We start from the raw sequence: 25317 nt of genomic DNA on the forward strand, positions 1-25317 counted from the left end.
GGCGAGGCCGAACGGCGGTGGCTCCGGGCCACCTTGGACTCACTCGGCCGGAACGTCCGACGTCCGGCCGCGCGGGACCGGGCAGCCGCGCACACCCGGTGTGGGGAATGTTCCGAGTCCGGCGAGCTCATATCCGTCCGGGTACCCCCTGATCTCGGGGTTCTGGCGGGCGTAGTGCGGTGCCCTCCGGGGTGGCAGGAGCCGTACGGCGCGGGCGCGCAGCCGCAGCGCGCCACGGGTGAGCCCGCGGGCGACGGGCCCCGGCCGCTCGTAGCGGAACGCCCGCAGCAGCGAATCGTCGAGGAGCGCCAGGCCGGCGCCGCGCACGGCGGGTGCCAGCACGGCCGGGTACCAGGAAGCCATCAGGTCCAACGTGGCGTCGGAGACCCTGCGGCCCCCCTCGTCCCAGCCGAAGTGCTCACGCTCGTAGGTGTCGAGGGTGCGCTCGAAGTCCTCGTACGTCCGGGGCACGTCCTTGATGCCGAGCTGGGCGCCGAACGTGCGGTAGTACGCGGCGAAGGCGCGCAGTTCATGGTCGGACAGCCTGCGCCAGCCGTAGATGTCGAGCCAGCGCTTCGGCGTGACGACAAAGGTGCACAGAACGTAGCGCATGTCGTCATCGCTGATGTCGTAGCCGCGGTGCATCTGATTGATCCGCCGAATGGCGGTACGCCCCTGTTCCGCGTCGAAACCGTGCTCCACGACGCTGTCGAGAAGCAGGGCGGTGTCGTCGTACCGCTTCTGTGCACGCTCCGTCAGTTCGGCGGTCTCGGCGAGGAGTCGTCCGATGCTGGGGATGGCATAGGTGCGGTAGAGGGCCAGTTCGAGAGCCCGGGTGATGTCCCAGGGGAACTCGTAGGTGACGGTGAGGCGGTAGATCTCCAGGAAGTCCCGCTCCGGATCGAGCCGCTGAATCTCCTTCAGCCGGTCGTACCTTTTCACCACGATGTCCCCCTGTTCGGCCGGAGGCCCAACCCTACGCGGGACTCGCCGTGCACGCGGAGGTTCCGCGGCGCACCGGATGCCCGTCGGCTGCCCGCCGGTCGCCCCGTAACCCCGCTTGTCAGGGCCTCGACTACAGGGTTACCGAGTAGTTAGGGTGCGCCGACGGACCAAGCGATGAGCGATGAGGAGGACGCTGTGGCCGGGACGGACGACACGGTTGCCGACGACGACGCACTGTTTGTGCTGACCGCGGTGCTGCTCACCCCCGCGCAGTTCCCGAGCGTGCTGGGTGACGACTATGTGGCCGCCTGCCGGACGCTCGCCCTCGAACCGTACGAGGAGGGCTACGGTCTGGTCCTCGGCCAGGACGGCAGCGGTGCCCGCTGGACCGTGGTCGTGGAGGACGTCTCGCTGGTCGCGGTCGCCATCGCCGCCTGGGACTGCGGAATGGATTACGACCTCTCTCCCGACGACCGTTCCGTGGTGTGCGCGCTGCCGGGCTGGCCGCTCGCCGTGGCTGTCGCCGCGCCCGGTGTTCCCGCGCCGCACGATCCGCTGCCGGACCCGGAGGCCGAAGGGGTGGGTCCCGCCCCGCTGTCGCCGCCCGACACGGACGCCTGGGGGCCGGCGCAGCGGCGCCTCGGGGCTGACGAGATCGCCGCGCATTGGGCGACCTGGCGCGAACAGATAGACGACTCGGCGTTCACCCTGCCCGGGGAGGCGTGGCACGGGGCAGCGGCGGCCGGTGAGACGGTGCACGAGGAAGCGGCGGCTGCGGAAACCCTGCGCGAGGAAGCGGCCACCGTGGGTGCGGGGAACTCCGGGCCCGGCGGGGTGCGAGAGGCGGGTGCGGTCACCGAGGATTCCGGGGCACCGAACGGGAACGTGCGGTCCGGGCAGCACCCCGGTGTGCGCCGGGTGCTGGAGGAGGCCCGTGCCTATACGCGGTCCCCACCGCCGCCCGGCCGGGTGCGGTCCTCCTTCGCCTCCGACGACGCCCGCACGCTGCGCGCCGATGGTCCGGGCTGGTCGCTGGTGGCCAGGACCGACGACATCGCGTTCATCCTGCTGGACGAGACGCCGGGCGAGATCCTCACCGTGGGCCGCGGCCCCGAGCTGCCCGGCCTGCTGAAGGCGCTGGACGACTTGGCCGTACGACCCGCCTGATTCCGGGATCACCCTGGCCGGGCGGAGGCTCCGGAGTCAGGCCCGCGTGCTCCGGGACGTACGAACAGACCGGCGGGCGGCGCCCCACTGCGGGCGCCGCCGTACGACTGTCCGGCCGGCCGGGGTCAGCGGCCTATCTCCTTGCGGCTGATCCTGCGGAGCCGGCGCCGCTGGGACGGGTCAAGCATCAGATATCCCACGACGGGGACGCCGATCAGCACCAGCAGCGCCCACCAGAATCCGATGAGGGGCCACAGGACGGCCGCCGCGACAACACCCCCGATGGCGATCTTCGCACCGTTCGACATGGTCCACGCCTCCTTCGCGGCCGGAGCCGCTCCTGTTGTGTGAACGCTCGTACGCGCCCATCGGTTCCGCCACGCGGCCGCGACTATCGCAGCGGTTCGCCGACCTCGTGCATGTGGGTCAGCGCCTGGCGGTAGGACTCGATGAGTCCGGTCTCCGCGTACGGCATCCCGATGTCCTTGCAGTGGGCCTTGACCAGCGGCTGGGCCAGTCGCAGGTGAGGTCGCGGCATGCTCGGGAAGAGGTGGTGCTCGATCTGGTAGTTCAGGCCTCCGAGGAACCAGTCGGTGAGGACGGCCCCGCGTACGTTCCGCGAGGTCAGCACCTGCCGCTGCAGGTGGCCCCAGCGGTCGCCGTCCGGGTCGGGCATCTCCATGCCCTTGTGGTTCGGGGCGAAGGCCATGCCGAGGTGGAGGCCGAACAGCGCGTGGTGCACCAGGGCGAACACGACGGCCTTGCCGAGGGACATGGTGGTCAGGAGCAGCGTGGCGTACAGCGCCAGGTGCCCGGCCAGCAGCAGACCGGAAAGGGCGCGCTCCCTGACGGGCTGACGCCGCAGGAACTGGAAGCCGTAGATCTTCAGGGCGATGCCTTCGAGGAGCAGCATCGGGAAGAAGAGCCGGGCCTGGTTGCGGGTGAGCCAGCGGGCGAAACCTTCGCGCTGCGCCGCCTGCTTCTGGGTCCAGACAAGAGCGCCGACGCCGACGTCGGGATCCTTGTCGATGTGGTTGGGGTTGGCGTGGTGGCGCACGTGCTTGTCGTTCCACCACGCCTCGTTCATACCGAGGAGCAGATTGGCGTGGAAGAGCCCGATGATGCGGCTCGCCCTGCGGTCACCGGATATCTGGGCGTGTCCCGCGTCGTGTCCGACGAAGGCGGTACGGGTCCACAGGATCGCCAGCGGCAGCGTGAGGAGCAGGGTCCACCAGGTGTTGCCCAGGAGCACGAGACCGGTGATCACCGCCCCCAGGGCCACCAGGTTGACCATGATGCCCGCCCCGTACCAGCCGGTGCGCCGCTCCAGGAGCCCTTGTCCCTTGACAGCCCTCAGAAGAGGGGCAAAATCGCTCCCTGAACTCCCGGTGCCCGCGGCACTCGCGGAACCGGATCGCTCGGCGCCCTGCCCCTGCGAAACCGGGTCCCGCGAAACCGGGGTCTCCACATGCGCGCCCGCGGCGCGCGCGACACTTCCCGTGCTTCCGGAACTGTCCGATCCGTCGCGGGCGGGCTCCGCAACGGTGGCTATCGCCTGGGGCATGACATCTCCGGTCTCTGGGCATGTGCGCTGACCTTGTAGAACGTACGGATTGGGGGCTTGTGGCAGCCATGGCGCCACCACCCTGGTTCTCCGGGGGTTTGCCCCCGTGTCCCACGGTGGTGCTGGCTGCACCACGAGACCGGAAGGCAGAGGAAAGTGATGGGGATCACGACGCAGAATTGCCGGAAGAGACGACGGGTGGAGTACCCTCGGCGACCCCGACCCACTAGTCAAATTTGAGGAATCTGACATCGCTGTGCACCTGCACCCTGCGGCAACGCTTTCCGAGATTTCTGAACTGTCCCGCTGCTCCGCAGTCTTCCTCCCCGCGGATCCGGCCCGTAGCGGCCTGATCGCGTTCTGGAACCCGGACGGTAGCACCCCGCCCGCGGCTCCCGGGATTTCGAGGGAACTGACCGTCGTAGGAGCCGATGCGCAGCCGCATGCCGTACCGGCTCTGCACCTGCCCGTGCGGGATGCCCTCGCTGTTCTCACACGGGCGCGGGTGAGCGGGCACGCCTCCCCCGCGACCGCCTTCTGGGGAGCCGCCGGAATCCTCGCGCTCCAACTCGTCGCCCGTGGGCTGCTGCTGCCGGGGCTGAGCCCCTTGGACCACGATGCGTGGCGGGCCGGTCCGCTGACCCCGGACGACCTCGCGCGGATCCGGGAGCTGGCGGCGTCCATGCCTCCCACCGCCCACGCGGTGCCACTGGACGCCGGCCCGGACACAGCGGCGGGCCGGCCGGTGCTGCTGCCCGAACCGGAGCGGTTGCTGCGGGCGTTCCTGGACGCGGTGGCCGACGGGCTGCCCCGTACGCCCGCCGCCACGTTCGCCACGACGGGCCCCGCCTTCGCCGCCGGCGCGCCGCAACAGCTCCCCGGTCTGCGGGGCTGGGCGGCCGATGTCGCGGCCGGTCATGACGCGGGTGTACGGCTCTCCCTGCGGATCGAGATGTCGGAACCGGCCGAACCCCTCACCGCGGCCGGCTCCGACCACGGCTCGCACCGGAACCGTCACCGTCCCGAGCAGTCGCAGCCGGGTGACCGTGGACCGTCGTTCCGGGCCGTCCTGCAGATCCACAGCGTCAGCGACCCCACCCTGGTCGCCGACGCGGCCGAGGTGTGGGCGGGAAGCGCGCCGACCGCGGCGGCATTCGGACCGCGGGCCCGGATGGACGCCCTGCTCGCGCTGCGCCGCGCCGCCCGCGCCTGGCCTCCCCTGGCCCCCTTGCTGTCGGCCGCGGTGCCCGACTCGGTGGAACCGGCCGACGAGGAGATCGCCGAGCTGCTGGGCCCCGCCGCAAGGGCCCTGGCCGCGACGGGCGTTCAGGTGCACTGGCCCAAGGAACTGGCCAGAAAGCTCACCGCACGCGCGGTGATCGGACCGCCGGACCCGGATGACGGCCCGACCGGGTCGAAGGACGGCCCCGGAGCCCACGCCGGCACCGGGTCGGACGGTCCCTCGTTCCTGTCCGCCGACGCGCTGCTCGCGTTCAACTGGCGGTTCGCGCTGGGCGACCGGAAGCTGAGCCGGGCGGAGATCGACCGGCTCGCCGAGTCCAGCAGGCCGGTCGTCCGTCTGCGCGACCAGTGGGTGCTCATCGACCCCGAGGAGGCCCGACGGGCCCGGGAGTCCCAGGACCGCAAGGTCACACCCATGGACGCGCTGGGCGCCGTGCTGACCGGTTCCACCGAGGTGGACGGGCACCGGGTCGAGGTCGCGGCGACGGGCTGGCTGGAGCAGCTGCGGGACCGGCTCACGGATCCGGAGTCGGGCGAACAGCAGACGATCGGTCAGCCCGGGGCGCTCACAGCGACCTTGCGCGACTATCAGCTGCGGGGCCTGAACTGGCTGAACACCATGACCTCACTCGGTCTCGGCGGATGTCTCGCCGACGACATGGGACTCGGCAAGACCATCACCCTGATCGCCCTGCATCTGCACCGCCAGAGCGATCCCGCGGCGGCCGGGCCGACCCTGGTGGTGTGCCCGACGTCCCTGATGGGCAACTGGCAACGGGAGATCGAGAGGTTCGCGCCGGGCACGCCGGTGCGTCGCTTCCACGGTGCCGCGCGCTCCCTGGAAGGGCTCGCGGACGGCGAGTTCGTCCTCACCACGTACGGCACGATGCGCCTCGACGCGCCCCGGCTCGCCGGGGCGAACTGGGGAATGGTCGTCGCCGACGAGGCGCAGCACGTCAAGAATCCGCATTCGGCCACGGCCAAGCAGCTGCGGGCCATCGGTGCGCGGGCGCGCGTCGCACTCACCGGCACGCCGGTGGAGAACAACCTCTCCGAGCTGTGGGCGATCCTCGACTGGACGACCCCGGGACTCCTCGGCCGGCTCGGTACCTTCCGTACCCGGTACGCCGACGCGGTCGAGGGCGGCAACGACCCGGCGGCCGCCGAGCGGCTCGCCTCCCTGGTACGCCCGTTCCTGCTGCGGCGCCGCAAGTCCGACCCGGGCATCGCTCCGGAGCTGCCGCCGAAGACGGAGACCGACCGTGCGGTGTCGCTGACGGCGGAGCAGACGGGCCTGTACGAGGCGGTGGTGCGCGAGACCCTGGCGGAGATCTCCGGATCCGACGGATTCGCCCGGCGCGGGCTCGTCATGAAGCTGCTGACGGCTCTCAAGCAGATCTGCAACCACCCGGCGCAGTACCTCAAGGAGGAGCAGCCGAGGATCGCGGACCGTTCGGGCAAGGTGGAGCTGCTGGACGAACTGCTCGACACGATCCTGTCCGAGGAGGCGAGCGTGCTGGTGTTCACCCAGTACGTGCAGATGGCCCGGCTGCTGGAACAGCATCTGGCGGCGCGCGGAGTGCCCACCCAGTTCCTGCACGGCGGCACGTCCGTCGCGCAGCGCGAGGAGATGGTCCAGCGCTTCCAGGCGGGCGAGGCCCCGGTCTTCCTGCTGTCGCTCAAGGCGGCCGGGACCGGGCTCAACCTCACCCGGGCCGAGCACGTGGTGCACTTCGACCGCTGGTGGAACCCGGCGGTCGAGGCGCAGGCGACGGACCGCGCGTACCGGATCGGCCAGACCCGGCCGGTCCAGGTGCACCGGCTCATCGCCGAGGGCACCATCGAGGACCGGATCGCCGAGATGCTGGCCCGCAAGCAGGGGGTCGCGGACGCGGTACTGGGTTCCGGCGAGGCCGCGCTGACCGAACTGACCGATGCGGAACTGGCCGACCTGGTCGAGCTGCGAGGGGGCGCACGATGAGCGACGCATACGAGGACGCGTACGAGGACGACGGCTACGACGGGCGGGGCGGCGGGCACGACGGCTGGCAGGGCGACGAACCGGACGGCGACCGGGGCGAACAGCCCGGATACGGCCGGGGAGTCGAGGGGCGCGGGGGCCCCGAGCGTACGTTCGCGGCCCTGCCACCGGCGCACGGGCGCGGGTTCGCCACGTCATGGTGGGGCCAGGCGTGGCTGAAGGCGCTGGAGGACACGGCCCTCGACGGTCAGCAGCTCAAGAAGGGGCGCCGGCTGGCCCGGGAGGGCAAGGTCGGCGCGGTCTCCGTGCGGCCGGGCCGGATCACCGCGGTCGTCCATGAGCGGGACGCGACGGCGTACCGCAGCGATGTGCTGCTCCAGCAGCTGAGCGAGGAGGAGTGGGACCGCTTCCTGGACATGGCGGTCGAACGGGCCGGACACATCGCGGCGCTGCTGGACCGGGAGATGCCGCCGCACTTGGTGGAGGACGCGGCGGCGGCCGGGGTGGATCTGCTGCCGGGCATCGGTGACCTGGAACCGGAGTGTGCCTGCGAGGCGTGGGACCACTGCCCGCACACGGGCGCCCTGTGCTACCAGGTGGCGCGGCTGCTGGACGAGGACCCGTTCGTGTTGCTGCTGCTGCGGGGGCGCGACGAGCGGCGGCTCCTGGACGAGCTCCAGGTGCGCAGTGCCGCCCGAGCGGTCCGCTCGGTGCGCGGGGAGCCGACGGGCGCGGAGGACCGGAGTGCGCCCGCGGCCCGGCACGGCGTTCCGGCCGAGGAGGTCTACGCCGCGGAGGGCATTCTGCCGCCGCTGCCCGCACCTCCGCCGGTACCCGACGAGCCGGGTCTGCCGCCGTCCCTGGACACGGAGACCGACCCGGCGCCGGGGCTCGACCCGGCGGCGCTGGAACTGCTGGCGTCGGACAGTGCCGTACGGGCCCACAGGATGCTGCGGGAAGCACTGGCTCCGGCGCACGAACACCGGCCGGTGCCGGTCGAGTTGACACCGGAGCAGGACGCGGTACGACTGGCGGCCGACACCGCTCCCGAACCATGGATCGCCACTCGGCTCGCGGCCGGCTCCGGTCGGCAGCGGGCCGACCTGGACATCGCTGTGCGCGCCTGGCGGTACGGCGGCAGCGCCGCGCTCGCGGTGCTGGAAGAGGAGTGGGAGCCGGACCCGGAGTCCCTCGCGCGGGCGCGGGCGCAGCTCGCCGCGGCCTGGGAGGAGGGAGAGCGCCCGCAGTTGCGTGCCGGGCGTGCCCGCTGGACGGTGACGGGCGCCGACCTCCAGCTCCGGTACGGGCGGGACGGGCGGTGGTGGCCGTACCGCAAGGAACGCGGCCGCTGGGTGCCGGCCGGGCCTGCGGACGACGATCCGGCGGGCGCGCTGGCGGTGTCGCCGGCCGACTCCTGATCCGACGCATACACGTACCGGGGGCGGGGCAGTACCTGTGCCGGAGGCGGAGGCGCCGTACCCCGGCGTGTGTGCGAGGCCGGGTTCGCCATCTGCTGCCCTCACGTTCAACTCGATGTCACCGGGTGTTGTACGTGGGGGCGGAACCTGACGGCGCTGATGAACCTTTGTGCCCCAGGAGGCCCCATGTCCACGCGTGTTGTCCGTCGTGCCCTTTCTGTCGGGCTGCCGCTCGCCCTGCTGTCCACCCTCGGTGTCGCCGCCACCGCGACCGCCGGTACGCAGGAAGGCCATGGACACCACGAGCGTCCCGACCGGACCGCGAGGATCACCGGGAGCGCCGTGCTGGGCGACATACCCCTCGCCGGATTCAGCAACGGTCTGCTGCCCGGCACGGTCTCCGACGACCGGGGTGTCCAGCTCGGCGGCATCGGCAGCGACATCTACCCGGCGGGCCGCAAGGGCGAGTTCTGGACGGTGACGGACCGCGGGCCGAACGGCCAGATCAAGGTCGACGGCAAGAAGCGTCGTACGTTCCCCGTCGCGGGCTTCGATCCGGCGATCGTGAAGATCCGGGTCAGCGGCAAGAAGATCAAGGTGCTGAGCGCCATCCCGATCACGACGCGTTCCGGTGCGCCGGTCACGGGGCTGCCGAACCAGGCGAGCCGTGACGAGGCCCCGTACACGCACGACGCGCTGACCCCCCTCACGTACAACCCGAACGGGCTGGACACCGAGGGCGTCGTCCGTGCGGCGGACGGCTCGTTCTGGCTGGTGGACGAGTACGGCCCCTCCCTGGTCCATGTCTCCTCGCGCGGCCGGGTGCTGGCCCGCTACGTGCCCGAGGGCCTGCGGCTGAAGGGCGCCGACCACCCCGTCGTCGAGGCCCTGCCCGGAGTGCTGCTGCACCGCAAGATCAACCGAGGTTTCGAGGGGCTGGCCCTGCTGCCCGGCGGGGATCTGGTGATGGCGGTGCAGAGCCCGCTCTCGCTGCCCGACGTGGACGCGGGCGAGTCCTCGCGCAATGTCCGGCTGCTGCGCTTCTCGACGAAGAAGCAGGCGGTGACCGCCGAGTACGCCTACCGGTTCGACCCGGTCGACGTCGTCGACCCGGGCGAGGACGACACGTCCGAGCTGAAGATCTCCTCGGTCGTCGCCCTGGACCGGAACACGCTGCTGGTCGAGGAGCGCACCGACAAGGCGGCCCGACTGCACCGGGTGACACTCCCCCACGGCTCGGGCATCCTCGGCTCGGCCTGGGACGACCCGGCGACCTCCCCCTCGTACGAGGAGCTGACGAACCCCTCGGCAGCCGGTGTGCGGGTGCTGCGCAAGAGCCTGGTCGTCGACCTCGGCAAGGTCGCGGGAGTGCCCGGCAAGATCGAAGGCGTGGCGGTCACGGGCCGGAGCACGCTCGTCCTCATCAACGACAACGACTTCGGGATGACGGACGGCGCCGAGGCGTTCGACGCGAACGGCCGCCTGGTCGACAGCGGCATCGAGACCTCGGTGACGTCGCTCAAGCTCCCCCGCCCGCTGAAGGGCTGATCCCGCGCGGAACCGCGCCGCCGGCTGAACCACCGGCCCGGCCCCGAACACCTGCCGTCTTCCGTCACCTCCGCGACGGCCGTACGGTGGGCCCCGCCAGACGCTCGGCCGTACATCGGACAACGGCTTCCGGTCATCGGACATGAGGAGTCACGGGGTGTCACATCGCAGGGTGCCGGGTCGCGGGGTATTACGTGCCGGGCTGCCGGATCACGGGGCGTCAGGTAGCGGATCGCCGGCGGAAACGCACACGGAACTGCGGCGCGATGCCGTGGGACTGTGCGGGGTCCTCGGAGTGCGGGCCTCCGCCCGGTTCGGGTCCGTCCTCGGCATCATCGAGGTACTCGTCTTCGTCGGGTTCGCGGTGGTGCTGACCGGGAAGGCGGGCCCACGCGGTGCTCGGGGCGGCGCTCCCGATCGGACTCGTGTACGTCCTCATCGCGTACGCCATGTCCGTGTACTTCGGGCCCGACGGGTTCGCCGATTTCGGTACGTCCGGCAGCGCGTCCTGGGAAGGCGTGGCCCGCGCGTCGTCCGGACTGTTCTCGGTGCTGCTGTTCTTCGCCGTCGTCAACTCGACGCCGGCCGACGCCAACGCCTGTGCGAACGTCTCCACCCGGACCGCCTTCGCGCCGGGGCGGATCCGGGTGTTTCCGCACGCCTTCGCGCGCCTGCGTCCCCGGCGCCGTTACCCGGTCACCGGCTTGGCCGCGCAGTTCGTGATCGCGGACGGCGCGGCACTCGGGCTGGAGTTCGCCTACGACCCGGTGACGGCGTTCGTGCTGCCGGCCACCGTCATCGTGACGGTCATCATCGGGGTGTGCGTCGTCGTCGACCTGGCCTGTGCCGGGTACTTCCTGCGGCGCCACGATGCCTTCAACCCCGTACCGCGTCTCCTCTCCCCGGTGCCGGGCATCGCGGCGTTCGTCCCGGCCCTGCTGACCGCGGCGGGCATTCCCGCCTTCGGCTTCGTCTCGGAGCTCAGCGCTCCCGTGTCGTAAGCGGGCCCGGTCGTCGGCGTCCGGATGCGGCCTCGTCGTCCCGGCGGTACCGCTGCGGCGCCATCCGGAACGGGTGGCGCAGACCGGGCAGGTTCATCTGGATGAGGCCGCGTGGCAGACAGCCACCGGGCCCGGGAGCGCCGCGACCACGACCGGCGCCACGAGCGATCCTGGGACCGATCCCGGGACCAGGACCAGGACCAGGACCGGGACCGGTGTCGGGACCAAGCCCGAGTCCACGCCCGAGACAGGAGATGAGCAGCGATGAGCGACCCCAGGATTCTGACCGTGCGACCGCGGGAGGGCGAGTACGCCTGGACGTTCGGCGGCGCCGCACCGGTGGCACGGATCGAGCCGGGTACGTACCTCGACCTGTACACCGAGGACTGCTTCGCGGGACGGGTGCGCTCCGACAGGGACCTGGTGTCGGAGGTGTGCGAGTTCCCCTACCTCAACCCGCAGACGGGCCCGTTCCATGTGGTGGGGGCCGAGCCGGGCGACACCGTGGCGGTGCACTTCGTGTCGATCGAACCGGCCAGGGACTGGGCCGCCTCGACGACCGTGCCCCTGTTCGGGGCGCTGACCTCCACGCACACCACGGCCTCGCTCCAGGCCCCGCTGCCCGAGGTGGTGTGGATGTGGCAGCTGGACCGGGCGCGCCGGACCTGCCTGTTCAGCGCCCGGGACAGCGACTTCCAGGTGGAACTGCCGATGGATCCCATGCACGGCACGGTGGGGGTGGCCCCGGCCAACCTCGAGGTCCGGTCGGCGCTGGTGCCGGACGCGCACGGCGGCAACATGGACACGCCCGAGATGCGGGCCGGGGTGACCTGCTATCTGGGCGTCAACGTCGAAGGCGCGCTGCTGAGTCTGGGCGACGGGCACGCCCGTCAGGGCGAGGGCGAGACCTGCGGCGTGGCCGTGGAGTGCGCGATGAACACAGTGGTGCTGGTCGAGCTGCTGAAGGGCGTCGCCACGCCGTGGCCACGGATCGAGTCGGACACCCATCTGATGTCCACCGGCTCCGCGCGTCCTCTCGAAGACGCCTTCCGTATCTCGCAGTTGGACCTGGTGCAGTGGCTGGCCCGCGACTACGGGCTCTCCGAACTCGACGCGTACCAGCTGATCAGCCAGGCCGGTGAGGCACCGCTGGCCAATGTCTGCGACACCAACTACACCTGCGTGGCCAAGATCCGCAAGGAATGGCTGCCCGCGGGGGAACCGAACCGCGGCCTCCATCGTCATCTTCGGCAGACGGCCTCGGTCTTGCCCCGATCCTGATCCTGCGTCACCATCCCTTCCCCACAGGAGTGCCGATGCACCGCAGAAGACTTCTTCAGGGCGCCGCCGTCACCGCGGCGGCGGCTCTGCTCCCCGCCTCGGCACGGGCCGTGGCCTCACCGACGGGCGAGACGGACTATCCGGCGGCCCACTGGGCACCGGCGTCCACGTCCAACTACACGTCCTCGTCCCGGCCGGCGGCGTACCCGGTCGAATTCGTCGTCATCCATGTCGCCCAGCAGACGTTCGACGAGACGATCGGCATCTTCCAGAATCCGGCCAAAAAGGTCTCCGCACACTATGTGGTGCGTTCGGGCGACGGATACGTGGCGCAGTGCGTGCGGGAGCGGGACATCGGCTGGCACGCGGGGAACTGGGACTACAACACCCGCAGCGTCGGCATCGAGCACGAGGGCTGGGTGGACCAGCCCGCCTACTTCACCGACGCCATGTACGAGCGTTCGGCGAAACTGACGGCGGACATCTGCGATCGTCACGGCATCACGAAGGACCGGTCCCACATCATCGGCCACCACCAGGTCCCGGGCAGCGACCACACCGACCCGGGAGACAACTGGGACTGGGTCCGCTACATCCGCCTGGTGAATCTCTCCTGACTCCCCCTCCTCGGCGGGCCACAGCGACTACTCTCCGCACCTGGGTTGTCGCGGAGGGCCGACCGGGGTCACGATGGGCAGGCGCGACGCCCCTGGACGGGAGGGTGAGTTGACGGACCCCTGGGTGGCTCTGGCAGCCGACGCGGATCCCGGCGAACAGCTCGGTGCGCTGCGTCATGCGCACGAGGTGTTCACCTCGGCGGGACGGCTGGAGCGACCGGTACGTTCCGTGGTGGGCGAGTCATGGCGCCGATCGGCCCGCGCCAGGGTCAGCCCGGACGGTGCGGCGCTGATGGACCTCGGTGCGGAGGAGCTGGGTTCCTACCGGGAGGCCCACCCGCTGGCCCGTGCGATGCCGGTGATCCGCGAGCTGATGAGCGCGTACGCGACCGACGGGGAGCATCTGCTCGCGGTCTGCGACGCGCACGGCAGGCTGCTGTGGGTCGAGGGTCATCCGGTGACGCGGCGACGCGCCGGAGCGATGGACTTCGTGGAGGGCGCCCGCTGGGCGGAGTCCGTGGCGGGCACGAACGCGCCGGGGACGGCGATCGCCGTGGACCGCCCGGTCCAGGTGTTCGGCGCGGAGCACTTCCTCCGGCCGGTGCAGCAGTGGACGTGCGCCGCGGCCCCGCTGCACGACCCTCGGACCGGGCGGGTGCTGGGAGCAGTCGACATCACCGGCGGGGACCGGCTGGCACATCCGCACAGCCTGGCGTTCGTGCAGGCCGTGGCACGGGCGGCCGAATCCCAGCTGGCCCTCCTGGCACCACCACCGACCGGTGAGTCCGTTCAGCTCAGCGCACTGGGGCGGGACGAGGCGATGCTCGTGGCGCAGGGCCGGAAGATCCGCCTCAGCAGGCGCCACAGCGAGATCCTGGTGGCGTTGGCCCGCCGTCCGGAGGGCCTCGGGGGTGACGAACTACTGGTCGAGCTGTACGAGGACGAGTCCGTGACCCCGGTGACACTGCGGGCCGAACTGTCCCGGCTGCGACGGCTGCTGGGCCCCGACCTGCTCCGCTCACGCCCGTACCGGATCGCCGCCCCGGTGGACGCCGACTTCGACACGGTGGCGCGCAGGCTGGGATCCGGGGCGGTGGCCGCGGCGATGGGCGCGTACGCGGGCCCGCTGCTGCCGGGGTCGCAGTCCCCCGCCGTGGTACGGCTGCGCGGGCAGCTCGCCGACCAGCTGCGGGCCGCACTGATCGACCGGAGCGATCCGGGCCTGCTCGCGGACTGGGCGTACAGCCCGTGGGGCGAGGAGGACCTGCCGGTCTGGCGGGCCCTGGCCGGAGCCGTACCGAGGGAGCGGCGGGCCGCGCTGCTGGCCAGGGTGCGGGGGCTCGACGCGGAGCAGCGCGGGTGACGGCACGGCGGTCGTGGCGGCCTGCCGTCACGACGCCGCCCGGTCCGCGCCACCGTGCCGACGGGCCCGCCCCACGCCGTGCAACGACGTTGCAACGTCGCGTTCCCTAGCCTCGCGCCGAGGGCCGTCCAACGGCGGGCGGCACCGCATCCGGGAGGCCACAGAGATGACCCGTTACGCTGCGCCGGGCACCGAGGGCGCCATCGTCTCGTACGAGTCGCGCTACGACCACTGGATCGGCGGCGCGTACGTCCCGCCGGTCCGGGGCCAGTACTTCGAGAACCCGAGCCCCGTCAACGGCCGCCCGTTCACCGAGATCGCCCGCGGCACCGCCGAGGACGTCGAGCTGGCCCTGGACGCGGCGCACGCGGCGGCGCCCGGCTGGGGGGCGACCTCGGCGGGCGACCGCGCCTCGGTCCTGAACCGGATCGCCGACCGCATGGAGGCGCATCTGGAGGAGCTGGCGGTCGCCGAGAGCTGGGAGAACGGCAAGCCGGTGCGCGAGACGCTGGCCGCCGACATCCCGCTGGCCATCGACCACTTCCGGTACTTCGCGGGAGCGCTGCGCGCCCAGGAGGGCTCGCTCAGCCAGCTCGACGACGACACCGTGGCGTACCACTTCCATGAGCCGCTGGGAGTGGTCGCGCAGATCATTCCGTGGAACTTCCCGATCCTGATGGCCACCTGGAAACTGGCCCCCGCACTCGCCGCGGGCAACGCGGTGGTCCTCAAGCCGGCCGAACAGACCCCGGCCTCCATCCACTTCTGGCTCACGCTGGTGTCGGACCTGCTGCCGCCGGGGGTCGTCAACATCGTCAACGGCTTCGGCGCGGAGGCGGGCAAGCCCCTCGCGTCGAGTCCTCGTGTCGCGAAGATCGCCTTCACGGGCGAGACGACGACGGGGCGGCTGATCATGCAGTACGCCTCCGAGAACATCAAGCCGGTGACTCTGGAGCTGGGCGGCAAGTCGCCGAACATCTTCTTCGACGACGTGTCCTCGTCGAACGACGACTTCCTGGACAAGGCCCTCGAAGGCTTCACCATGTTCGCCCTCAACCAGGGCGAGGTGTGCACCTGCCCCTCGCGTGCGCTGATCCAGCGCGGGCACTACAACGAGTTCCTGGAGGCGGGCATCGCCCGCACCGAACAGATCGTTCCGGGGCACCCCCTGGACACCGCCACGATGATCGGTGCCCAGGCGTCCAACGACCAGTTGGAGAAGATCCTTTCGTACCTGGACATCGGACAGCAGGAGGGCGCGAAGATCCTGACGGGCGGCCGGCGTGTCGAGCACGGAGGTGAGTTGGAGGGCGGCTACTACGTCCAGCCGACGATCTTCGAGGGCGACAACCGGATGCGCGTCTTCCAGGAGGAGATCTTCGGCCCGGTGGTCGCGGTGACGTCCTTCACCGACTTCGACGACGCCATCGCCACGGCCAACGACACGCTGTACGGCCTCGGCGCCGGCGTGTGGACCCGGGATGGCAACACCGCCTACCGGGCGGGCCGCGCCATCAAGGCGGGCCGGGTATGGACGAACTGCTACCACGCGTATCCGGCACACGCCGCGTTCGGCGGGTACAAGCAGTCGGGCATCGGCAGGGAGAACCACAAGATGATGCTGGAGCACTATCAGCAGACGAAGAACCTCCTGGTGTCGTACTCGCCGAAGAAGCTGGGCTTCTTCTAGACACAGAAAAAGGGCGCCTGACCAGGTGTTTTACCCGCCAGGCGCCCTTCATGCCACGCATCCAGACCGTGGAGCGAGATGCGAGGTAACTCCCCATATCTCCCACCCCTGTCCCACCTCTGACCAGCTGTTCCGGGGCATTTCCGGGCCAGGACCGGGCTCATGTGTCCCGTGCGGTGTCTTCCGGCCCTTCCCACCGCCGCATCGACTCCTCTATCAAGGTGTTGGCATGATTCTGCGCTTCGGCCAGGAATTTGGCGTAGTAGCGAAAGAGCACCTGGATACTCTGCCCGGCCCGACGCGCGCACTCCGCAGGGTCGACACCCGAGGCAAGCCAGAACGAGATTCCTGCGTGACGCAGGTCGTAGGGACGTTTCACCAGCTCAAGGGCATGCTCGTCGAGGGTGAGCGCCGCCTCGCGTGCCCGTCCCCACGTGATGCCGTACGCCGAAGCGTCAAGGTAGTTGCCGGCGGCATTGCGGAACATACGTCCGTCGGGGGCAACACCGAAATTCTCTATATGCTCGCGAAGCATGCGGACAAGCGCGGGCGGGATCGGCACCGGCCGCGTCGCCTTGGCTGCACGCCGTTTCAGCGGGTGGACCTCGTGGACGGCGCCGTCATCAGTCCACTGCTTCCCTGCCGTCACGACCCCGCCCTTAAGATTGAGGATCCCCCACCCACCCGCCGGCAGGCGGCACTGAGACTTCTGCAAGTGGATGACCTCACCAGGACGCATGGCTGCGTAGTACATGCAGCCGAAGAAGGCGTACAGGTGCGGGCCGCGACCGGGCAGTGCCTTGACAGCGGCAAGCAGGCGGCCCACCTGCGCCGGGTTGGGTACGCAGTCCGGATCGACCTCGTCGGCGACCTCCGGCCCAGACCATCGCAGACCACCCAATGGGTTCTGGCTGAAGTACCCCCGCTCCACCGCAACGCCGAACACCTCGTTCACCGCGGCCTTCTTGCGCTTCACGGTCTTTGCGGCAGCGGCTGTCCCATCGACCCTGCGGCACAACGCGTCGAGGCCCCGGCGCAGCACGTCGGGTTCCTCCAACTCGCCGACGGGCAGCGAGTGACGCCGCAGCCAGTCCAGCGCAGCCTGCCACTCCTCGGGCGGGTCTTCCTGCCAGGCTTTCTTGTTGAATGCCCACGAGTACAGCGCCCGCCGCAGTTCGTGAGGCGCCCGGGATACGAACTCTGGCTCAACAAAGGCTGGAGTGATGGTCGCGAGGGCGTCGGCCAGCGTTCGGCGTGTATTGCCCGGCGTGCGATCCCACCGCTGCTCGATGTATTCCCTCGCCAGGTCATACCATGTCGTGCGTTGCTTCAGAGCTCTAAGCTCGGAGGCAGGCAGACCGGTCCTTACATCGAACGGCTCCCCGTCGCGCGCAGCGGTGAGGATCTTGGAACGTCGGCTCTCCGCAAGTCCTTTCGTGAGAAATGACTCAGATTTCTCCCGCCCATCGACCGTCCAGCGAACCTCGAAGCCATTGCGTCGCTCGGGCCGCTCACGGATCTCCCAAAACCGGACTCTGTAACTCATCGCCATTCAGGCGTATCCCTTTCACACGCTTCCCACCATGCGTCTAGATCAACGCGGCGGCAGCGCAATTCACCATTTGGAAGCTTGATCATTCGAGGAGCCTGTCCACGAGCACGCAAGCGGTAGAAGGCTGATGAGCTCATTCGGATTTCCGCCAAGATCTCGGAGAGCTTGAGCGCAGCAGGGCGAGCCATATCTTCCTCACGGACGTCGGATGAGTTGCCAAGATCCGGGCGACGCAAAGCAGCCAGCCCAGAGGAACGTTGGCATGAACGATCACTTCATCCGCACAGCTCCACCGCCAAGCGCAGCCGATACGAACACTTCAAATGGTCGCGACGATCGCCGGTTTGGCCAACCGGCGATCGTCGTCTATGTTGCGCGCACAAGGAACCGCTCCCCCGCCCTCTTGGGCTGTTCACGCCTTAGCCGCGCCGCACCCTCGCAAGGGCGGGCAGTGAAGCAGACGAACCGGATTACGGGATCCCAGCAGGGTTCCTTGGGCCGATCCCGGGGAGAAAGCCGAGCCGTAAAGGGGGCTGCCTGCCTGGGCGACCGGCACTGCCGTGCAACCATCCATCGCGCCGCTGACCTGGTGTTTTCCAGGTCGTTGTACGTTGACATGGTCTCGCACGAGATTCCAGCGCTTGAGGGATCCTTCTCATCTGCCGTGGGCGAATGCCCTGACATCCCCAGCCTGCGGCTGACCTGCCCATACGTTGAGAGGCATCCACAGACAGCATCGCTCCAGACGCCAAAACCTCGTGCGGAAAAGGCCGTTACCGGTTCACGCCGCCGCGTAGCCCTCGCAGAACAGGTCCAAAGCACGCTCAAGTTCCAGTTCGACCCGCAAATGCACCTCTAGGTCGCCCGTGCCGTGGTGCCCCAGCTCCGTCACGTGCCGGGTGAACCCAGGCACAAGGTCGAGTTTCTGCGGATCCACCTTCACATAGACGAGAAGTTTCGTCCTTTGCGGCGGGCAGAAGCAGGCAAAGTTCCGCAGGCGCTGATAGGCCCGGTACTGCCTGCGCTGGACACAGTTCACGTCTCCGAGACTGAGCAACGCCTCACCGACAGCCTCGGCCAGCTCCTCCATCGCCCCGGCCCGCCCCTGAGACACCTGGAGCACACCCCCGCGCCGGTGCTCGCGCACGGCAAGGGCGTCATAGCGCGTGAAGTCTCCGGCGATACAGATCAGCCTCGGACCGCTCCACAGCACCTGAGCCGCGGCCATCGCCCCAATTCGCTCGCGGACCAGACACTCGAACTCCACCCGGTGATCCATCAACCACGACAGGTAGAACAAGCCCTGGTTGACGACGCCCGCGTCCGTGCTGCTCTTGTACTCAACGACGACCGGTGAACCGCTCGCGTCGAGACCGAGCGAGTCGATCCGACCACCGTGGACCAGCCCCGTACTGTACTCGCTCGCCAGGAAATGGAAACCCAGCAGCATCTCCATATCCGCCTCGAAGAGACGCTGCACATCGGCCTCGACGTCGGCAAGGCTCGGCACAATCTCGGTCACGCCGCCTTTCGTGTTGAACAGTTTCAGGCCCGACACCTTCCCCTCCTCGATTCAGAGACCACCGACGCCGCGCAGGCGCAGGGTCGTTTCCATACGTGACTTGGGGAACATGAAGAATCGGTTGCGTATATGAACCGCCGGCTACGTCTGCCCTAGCCGGAGTGCCGCAGCCCGCGTGTCAGTAGGACTGACTCCTCACATGTTCGCCAGGCGGCCACTGGCGAGCCTGTTTTTCACGGGTGTTGTACGTTGACATATCCTCGGAAAGGGTTCCAGTCCTTTGAGGCTCTTTCTCATCTGCCGTGAGCAGAATCCAGCATGGAGAGTATTTAGACCGTGTCTCACGTGGTGGGTTCGACAAGCTTCGCCCCTGAACGGTGGCTGCCCTGGCGCGACTATCCGAGGCCGGTCACGCCCAAGAAATGATTATGCCGCTGCATGGCGTTAGCCGATCATGTGCGTATGACCGACCAACTGGCGATCAGTACCTTGACCTTGCAGCACAGGATCCCGGTCGACTGGGCGGCGGACCCGTGGGCCGAGGTGCGCCCTCTGATCGATGGCGTAGACGTTCTGAAGGCAGTCCACCCGGAAGGGATGGCACTCAGTCGCCGGCACTGGACAGGTCCTGCCGAGAGCTGGCCGCTGGCGGTCACGAAGGAGCCGCGCAGGGTCAACATCGCCGAGCCGCCCTGCACCGCCGGCTGCTGCGGCGCTCTGTACGTCACCATGCGCCGCGAGGGAGACCGGGTGATCTGGGACGCCTGGGAAAACACCAGCAACGTCATCGCCGTGCCCGCGGACTTCTGGTTCGATGCCGCCCAGTACGAAGCCGAACTCGCACGGGCCGCAGCCGACCGCAGCTGGGAAGAGCCGGTGGACACCATCGCCCGGCTGCTTCATCAGACCCTTGCGGACAGCGGCTGGTTCGAGCGGTGGGGCTGCGTCCTCACGAATGTCTCGCCACGACGCGAGGAGCACGACATGCCCGAGGAGCTCACCAGCCCCGAGGGGGTCGATGTCAGCTTTCACGAGGTTCAGGCATCGGGGGCGCGTGCACGTTCGTACTGGTACGAGTTGTTCACCACCCACGAGCAGCCCGTGGAGGAGCAAGTGCGGCAGCTCGCGGCCCGCATTCTGGCGGACGACCCGCGGAAGACTGCTGAGCTTGAAGGACACTGAAGACCAGTCCTGGGAATGGGCATCACAAGGGGATTTTGGCGAGTTTCTTGTAGCAGATCAGGGTGGCGGCGAGGCCAAGGAAGGCGAGAAAGTGGCTGCCTTTTCGTTCGTACCGGACGGTGAGGCGGCGGTAGCCGAAGAGCCAGGAGATCGACCGCTCGATCTTCCAGCGATGCCGTCCGAGCCGCTCACCCGACTCGATACCGGGGCGGGCGATCCGTGCGACGAGGTTCCGACTGCGGAGCCAGCGGAGGTGCTCTGCGGAGTAGTACGCCTTATCCGCGCGGATCTTCGCTGGCTTCCACCGGCGTGGCCCGCGCCGGGAACGGACGGCGGGGATGCCGAGAATTAGCGGCTTGAAAGCCTGGCTGTCGCGCATGTTCGCCCCGGACACCGCGACGGCCAGCGGCAGGCCCTGAGCCTCGGACAGCACGTGCAGTTTGCTGCCCTTCTTCCCGCGATCGACCGGATTCGGCCCGGTCAGCGTTCCCCCCTTTTCGCCCGCACCGACGCGGCATCGACGATCGCAGACGACCAGTCCAGCCCGCCCCGGACGCCGAGTTTGTCCAGCACCGCCCGATGCAACCCGCGCCACAGCCCGGCCTCGGTCCACACGGTGAACCGACGGTGCGCGGTGGCCGACGAGACCCCGAACGACTCCGGTAGATATCGCCATGCACACCCGCTCGTCAGCACGTACACCACGGCCGTGAACACTGCCCGCTCGTCCACCGGAGCAGTCCCCCCACCTTGCGGGCGGGACTTGAACCTTGGCAGCAACGGAGCGGTCAGCTCCCACAGTTCGTCCGGCACCAACCGACGCGACAAGCTAACCTTCACGATTCGGCATCATGCCGCATCGCAGAAGCACCACGTGAGACAACCTCTTAGCAACCAAATGATGCGGATTTCCATGTACCTTCCGCCGAGACCGGGCACCACCAAAGCAAGACGTAGCCGCCAGCCCACTGGACTAGGCCGAGCGCCTCACCACGTGCTCACGGATCAACCGCATCGACATGGTCGCGGCTTCGACGGAGGCCCTGCACCTCACCACCCAACAGGTCCGCATCACCCTCGCCGATGGTCAGGTTCGCAACGTCGCAGTTGCGACTGCCGCCACAGGCTCGGGTTCACCTCCGATGCCGGGGTGTCGTCGCCGATGTAGTCGAACCACGCCGGGTCGAAGAACATCCGTCCGTCCGCCGACCGGACCGTGCCCGGAACGGGGCGATGAGCCCTCGGTTGTTGTCAGGGAAGTGCTGCCGGTCCTCCATCGCGAACCGGGTGATGGCCCGCGGTTGACGGCCGCGGCCCTCGCGGTGGCAGTCGTGGGCTCGTGGGCCACGAACGGCTTCCTACTGATGCCGCGCCGGGCGGCTCGGCGCGGACCTGAAGTCGAGCCTCACTCGGTGGGGCGGGGCGAGCCAGGCGAATGGGGCCTTCGGGTCAAGCGTTCGACATCAATCGGAGGTCCGGCGCCGGACGCCCTGGCTGCCCAGATCCAGGTGCTGTCGCCCCTGCGCAACCCCGCAACCGGCGCCACCCCGCATCCACACGATGGACTGCAAGGGTACCTAGCTCCTTGTCACATGGCTCGGCCTACCAGACTCATACCCGAACCCGTTGCGCCCCGGCAACGTCCCCTGGTAGACGCGCTTCATCCCGGCATGACTTCGGCGAAGTCTGTGAACGGCTTTGGCACCGGCCACGGCAACCTACTCAACTGCACCTCCGACCAGCCGCTGCATGCCAGCAAGGTCGTGTATCGAGTTCATTAGGTGCAGCAAGGGGAGACTTCAGTCGCCGCTCGTCCTGATCTGCGCTCCGTGTTCATTGCGCTCGTATGTACGCCGCTCGTTCTTCTCGACCTTTCGGGCCACTTCTGCTTCGAGGTCGAGCCCGTTCATTTCCGCCAAGGCGGTCAGGTAGAGGAACACGTCGGCCAGCTCTTCGCCAAGATCGGGCAGCCCTTTGCGCCAGGCAGTGAAGGCTTCACCGACTTCAGCCGTAAGGAGACCGAACTCCAAAGCCACGTCGGTGGTGTTGAACCCCTTGAGGGTCTTGTTCTCCCAGGCGAGCTTCTGGGCAGCTCCGATCTCCAAGACTCCTCCAGCGGCGGTACAGCAGGTGCCCTGGAAGCCTAGCGGGAGTGTTGTGCCGGCGTGTTGGCTTCGGCGAGCCATCACCCTGTCGATCGGAGATCGAGGAACGAAGTATCGAGCGTGAGCACATGGGTGTATTCAGCGAGCGTGGAGAAGATCCTCTCGTAGCCTGTCACCAGAGTTGAGACCTCTTCCAGGCCGACGGCCTCGCCATCCCGTGACAGAAGCCGCTGGTGAATGAGGGCAGGCGGCGCGGTCAGGTGAACGAGCACGCCGGATCTCGCGATAACGCTCTCGGCCAGGTCGATCGCCTGGGTCCAGTTGATCCTGGAGCGCCCCCGGTAAAGCGGGCCGTAGACCAGTTCGCTGATGAAGCACCGATCGAAGAGGATCCTCCCGCCCTGGGCGAGGATGGCCCTGTAGCGGCTGGGCAGGTCGAGGTGGTCGGGAGTCCTCGGGGAGTGCACTACGACGAAGCCGTGGTGCGACGACAGGCTCTCGCCGAGTGTGCTCTTACCGACTCCGTCACAACCTTCCAGAACCACGGTCTGGTACTCGCCGGCGATCTCTTCGAGGTTCATGTGGCCAGCCACGACAGGACGGATTCGCCGTTGTCGAGGTGCGCGTCGGCAGCGTACTGGATCATGAGATTTCGCCAGTTGGGCTCGCGGCCTTGAGCATGGGTGTACGTCATCCGTGGCTGGAAGGCCGCGATCCTTACGCCACTGGCCAGAGCAGCACCGATGAGCAAGGCGGTACCCGGTGGTGTCTCGGGGCCGGAGACGTCGACCAACAGCCGGGCTGCCGAGCGCACCGCGGTCAGGTCGGCCAGCGCCCCTGCCATTAGGTCCGACGCGGTGAAGCGCTGGGGCACCACTACAGTGTGACCGGCGTCCACACAGGCTTGGGCCAGCTGGTCCTGGCCCCACGCCGTGTACGGCGACGCCTCGACGTACACGGGTGTACCGATAGTTCTCGGAGGGCACGCGGGGAGGCGGGCGTGGTTTGGGAGGGTGAGCAGGGCGTCGACGGCTGCGTCGAGGGCCGTGTTCGTCTGAACCACGTTGCGTGTCTGGAAGTCCTGGAACCGCGACCGGCCCGGAGCCGGCGGCAGAGGCGGTGTTCCGAGGCTGTCCACGCGCACGATGCGGGTGGCCACGGCCTGGAGGAGGGGGTCGGGGAACTCGAGATGGGTGCCGGCCTCGGTCATCGAGTAGGTCTGGAAGTCGGTGGTGAGCACGACGACAGGAATGCCGGAGGCGGCGGCGTATCCGATCTCCATGCAGACCCCGTCGTCGAGGCTCGGACCGTGCAGGATGGCGATCATGGCGCCGAGGCGGCTCAGGCGTCTGCGGTCAAGCTCGAACAGGCGGCGCCCCTTGACCTCGGCGACGAGGTCCTCCTCGTCGGTGTCGCAGAACGGCAGGAAGACGCGATCGGGACCGGCCTTCGCGGCAAGTCGGTCGGCGAGGTCGGCAGCGAGAGCGCGATCGTGGGCCGCGAAGAGCCGGTGGGCTATGTAGACGGACATCGGGAGAGGCCCCCAAGTCGGTAGGTCAGCCGCGTCGGGGCGCGGGGATTGGAAGGGACGGGGCCGCGACGTACCTGGCTGCGGCTGCTGTCGCCTCCGCCAGGGCCTGGGCGGTTGTCGCACCGCGTGAGCGGTGGGCCAGGAAGGTCCCGGCCAAGGTGTCACCGGCGCCGGAGACCTCGTGCGCAGGGTACGGTGGCGGAACGGCAGAAGCAGACGTACGCCCGAAGTTGCGGACCACTACGGCCCGGGGACCGTCGGTGATGACCACCTCCGGCAGCGTGCCGCAGTCGATCGCCTGTTCCAGGAGCCGGTACTCGGCGGTGTTGAGGAACAGAGTGGTCGCCTTCGGCAGCCATGGGGCGGCTGCACGGATCATCGCTTCTGCACTCGGTAGGAAGAAGTCCACGCTGAAGTCGGCTGCGTTCGAGGTGAGTCGGCCGAGCACTGCCGCCACGTCCAGCGGGCGGCGGCAACAGACGTGGAAGGTAGCGCGCGGGTGCGCGTCCACGTGCCCGAGAGCGTGCTCGGTCAGGATCTCGGCCACGCCGTACTCTGTGCCCACCCTCATCAGCTCGCCCTGCAGGTCGTACTCCAGGTCGAAGGTCGTGGAGGTGCCGTCGGCCTGGAGCCGTGCTGACCAGTCGAGCGAGTCCAGGCCCGGCGTCTCGGGCAGGTGTGCGAGATCGTTTCCGAGGACGCAGACCGGGGCTGCCCGGCGGCCGGACTTCGTCGCCGCCAGCGATACGAACAGGGCCGCGCCGCCGAGCCGGGAACCACCACGGTGGTCGGGGTAGCGGGTCAGGTCCCGGCTGATGTTGCCGATCACGTCGAGCCGTTCCACGGTCTCCCCCAAGGGATCAGGCAATCCGGGTCGGGTGTGCGCAGCCGATGACCTTCGTGCAGACCGGTCGCTGGCGGCAGAGCTGTGGGGAGGCACCGTTGAGGTACAGGCGCTTGAAGTAGATCAGGACGAGGTGCACCCACCAGGTCGGCTCCACTCCTTCCGGGATCGCGACCCGGTACCCGTTGGCGGTGGCCAGGGAACGGAGGTCGGTCGAGCGGGCGTGTACGGCGGCTTCAAGGACGTGCCGCATCCGTTCGTGCGCTACGGCGCCCGACGGGAGGGTGATGCCCAGGACGGGTGCCAGCTTGGTGACCATGCCGGAATCGACCGGGATGATGCCGCAGTGGTACCCGCGGGCGGTGAGCAGTGCGCACTGGGCGACCTTGTAGGACGCACCCCGCACCCGCGTGGCCAAGTCGAGGACCAGGGCGTCGAGATTGGCCGACTCCGCAGTCGGGTCGACCCCTTCCTTCTCCCAGTTCTGTAGGAGCTCGGCGAGGGAGCGCATGTAGTCGATCCGGGTCTGTGGCAGGCCGATGGGGCGTACCAGCGCCTCCAGTTCGGCGTCCGTGCCCGTGACGAGGCTGTCGAAGCCACGGGTATCCGCTGATGTGATCACTCGGGCGTATGTTTCCACCATTCGGTAGGAGATCCGGGTGGACCAACCGGCGGCGAGCATCCGTACCCGTGGGTCTCTGATCGAGGTCGGCCACCACCGGTTTTCGTCGTGGTTGGCCTCCACCTCGGCCCGCACGTCCGGC

The 25317-nt window shown here is 69.0% G+C and carries 22 protein-coding genes; 10 read left to right on the forward strand and 12 right to left on the reverse strand.

Annotated elements, in window-relative coordinates; translation table 11 throughout:
* Positions 1-39 precede the first annotated feature (39 nt).
* Entirely contained in the window at positions 40-945 is a 906-nt protein-coding gene (locus tag OG251_RS38995; RefSeq protein WP_326682001.1) for an oxygenase MpaB family protein, read from the reverse strand.
* A gap of 174 nt (positions 946-1119) precedes the next feature.
* Here OG251_RS38995 and OG251_RS39000 point away from each other — a divergent pair, with 174 nt between their 5' ends.
* A complete protein-coding gene (locus OG251_RS39000) occupies positions 1120-2112 on the forward strand; it encodes a hypothetical protein (protein WP_326682002.1) in 993 nt (330 codons plus the stop codon).
* 125 nt (positions 2113-2237) lie between these two features.
* On the opposite strand, the gene OG251_RS39005 is transcribed toward OG251_RS39000, so the two are convergent.
* Positions 2238-2420, reverse strand: coding sequence for a hypothetical protein (locus tag OG251_RS39005; protein WP_073720116.1), 183 nt, complete (start codon positions 2418-2420; stop codon positions 2238-2240).
* A gap of 83 nt (positions 2421-2503) precedes the next feature.
* Positions 2504-3676: an acyl-CoA desaturase gene (locus OG251_RS39010; RefSeq protein ID WP_326682003.1), complete on the reverse strand. Its 1173-nt coding sequence runs from the start codon at positions 3674-3676 to the stop codon at positions 2504-2506.
* Positions 3677-3932: 256 nt separating this feature from the next.
* On the opposite strand from OG251_RS39010, the gene OG251_RS39015 reads away from it, so the two are divergent.
* From OG251_RS39015 to exaC, 8 genes are all read left to right on the forward strand, one after another.
* Positions 3933-6899, forward strand: a complete 2967-nt coding sequence (locus OG251_RS39015) for a DEAD/DEAH box helicase (RefSeq protein WP_326682004.1) — start codon at positions 3933-3935, stop codon at positions 6897-6899.
* Positions 6896-8317, forward strand: a complete 1422-nt coding sequence (locus tag OG251_RS39020) for an SWIM zinc finger family protein (RefSeq protein WP_326682005.1) — start codon at positions 6896-6898, stop codon at positions 8315-8317. Before OG251_RS39015 ends, OG251_RS39020 begins: the two co-directional genes overlap by 4 nt.
* Before the next feature lie 186 nt (positions 8318-8503).
* Positions 8504-9865 (forward strand): esterase-like activity of phytase family protein, encoded by a 1362-nt coding sequence (locus OG251_RS39025; RefSeq protein ID WP_442818449.1) that lies wholly within the window; start codon positions 8504-8506, stop codon positions 9863-9865.
* Positions 9866-10260: 395 nt separating this feature from the next.
* A complete protein-coding gene (locus OG251_RS39030; RefSeq protein ID WP_326682007.1) occupies positions 10261-10866 on the forward strand; it encodes a hypothetical protein in 606 nt (201 codons plus the stop codon).
* Positions 10867-11130: 264 nt separating this feature from the next.
* On the forward strand, positions 11131-12147 hold the full coding sequence (locus tag OG251_RS39035) for an acetamidase/formamidase family protein (RefSeq protein WP_326682008.1): 1017 nt from the start codon (positions 11131-11133) through the stop codon (positions 12145-12147).
* Positions 12148-12182: 35 nt separating this feature from the next.
* Positions 12183-12764, forward strand: a complete 582-nt coding sequence (locus OG251_RS39040; protein ID WP_326682009.1) for an N-acetylmuramoyl-L-alanine amidase — start codon at positions 12183-12185, stop codon at positions 12762-12764.
* Positions 12765-12873: 109 nt separating this feature from the next.
* On the forward strand, positions 12874-14127 hold the full coding sequence (locus OG251_RS39045) for a GAF domain-containing protein (RefSeq protein ID WP_326682010.1): 1254 nt from the start codon (positions 12874-12876) through the stop codon (positions 14125-14127).
* A 166-nt stretch (positions 14128-14293) separates the two neighbouring features.
* Entirely contained in the window at positions 14294-15817 is a 1524-nt protein-coding gene (gene exaC, locus OG251_RS39050) for an acetaldehyde dehydrogenase ExaC (protein WP_326682011.1), read from the forward strand.
* Positions 15818-15977: 160 nt separating this feature from the next.
* On the opposite strand, the gene OG251_RS39055 is transcribed toward exaC, so the two are convergent.
* The 3 genes from OG251_RS39055 to OG251_RS39065 all read right to left on the reverse strand — a co-directional run bounded on the left by OG251_RS39055 (position 15978) and on the right by OG251_RS39065 (position 18927).
* On the reverse strand, positions 15978-17369 hold the full coding sequence (locus OG251_RS39055) for a tyrosine-type recombinase/integrase (RefSeq protein ID WP_326682012.1): 1392 nt from the start codon (positions 17367-17369) through the stop codon (positions 15978-15980).
* The gene (locus tag OG251_RS39060; RefSeq protein WP_326682013.1) at positions 17360-17557 is read right to left on the reverse strand and encodes a helix-turn-helix transcriptional regulator; all 198 of its coding nucleotides are present in this window, start codon (positions 17555-17557) and stop codon (positions 17360-17362) included. The genes OG251_RS39055 and OG251_RS39060 overlap by 10 nt, the downstream gene beginning before the upstream one ends.
* Before the next feature lie 593 nt (positions 17558-18150).
* On the reverse strand, positions 18151-18927 hold the full coding sequence (locus tag OG251_RS39065; RefSeq protein WP_326682014.1) for a transporter: 777 nt from the start codon (positions 18925-18927) through the stop codon (positions 18151-18153).
* Positions 18928-19353: 426 nt separating this feature from the next.
* On the opposite strand from OG251_RS39065, the gene OG251_RS39070 reads away from it, so the two are divergent.
* Complete coding sequence (locus tag OG251_RS39070; protein WP_307516818.1) at positions 19354-20073, forward strand: hypothetical protein; 720 nt, start codon at positions 19354-19356, stop codon at positions 20071-20073.
* A 22-nt stretch (positions 20074-20095) separates the two neighbouring features.
* Here OG251_RS39070 and OG251_RS39075 read toward each other — a convergent pair.
* From OG251_RS39075 to OG251_RS39100, 6 genes are all read right to left on the reverse strand, one after another.
* Positions 20096-20886 (reverse strand): IS5 family transposase gene (locus tag OG251_RS39075; protein WP_442818450.1). Its coding sequence is split into 2 segments (ribosomal slippage): positions 20096-20571 and positions 20571-20886, totalling 792 coding nucleotides; the frame shifts between segments, so codons are not numbered across the junction.
* Positions 20887-21872: 986 nt separating this feature from the next.
* A complete protein-coding gene (locus OG251_RS39080; protein ID WP_326682016.1) occupies positions 21873-22178 on the reverse strand; it encodes a MazG-like family protein in 306 nt (101 codons plus the stop codon).
* Positions 22179-22258: 80 nt separating this feature from the next.
* A complete protein-coding gene (locus tag OG251_RS39085) occupies positions 22259-22759 on the reverse strand; it encodes a hypothetical protein (protein WP_326682017.1) in 501 nt (166 codons plus the stop codon).
* Positions 22756-23709, reverse strand: a complete 954-nt coding sequence (locus OG251_RS39090; protein WP_326682018.1) for a nucleoside 2-deoxyribosyltransferase — start codon at positions 23707-23709, stop codon at positions 22756-22758. The genes OG251_RS39085 and OG251_RS39090 overlap by 4 nt, the downstream gene beginning before the upstream one ends.
* 25 nt (positions 23710-23734) lie before the next feature.
* A complete protein-coding gene (locus OG251_RS39095; protein WP_326682019.1) occupies positions 23735-24565 on the reverse strand; it encodes a PfkB family carbohydrate kinase in 831 nt (276 codons plus the stop codon).
* A gap of 4 nt (positions 24566-24569) precedes the next feature.
* Positions 24570-25175, reverse strand: a complete 606-nt coding sequence (locus OG251_RS39100; protein WP_326682020.1) for a hypothetical protein — start codon at positions 25173-25175, stop codon at positions 24570-24572.
* Positions 25176-25317 lie beyond the last annotated feature (142 nt).

Source organism: Streptomyces sp. NBC_01237 (assembly GCF_035917275.1).
In the GTDB taxonomy this organism is placed as follows: domain Bacteria; phylum Actinomycetota; class Actinomycetes; order Streptomycetales; family Streptomycetaceae; genus Streptomyces.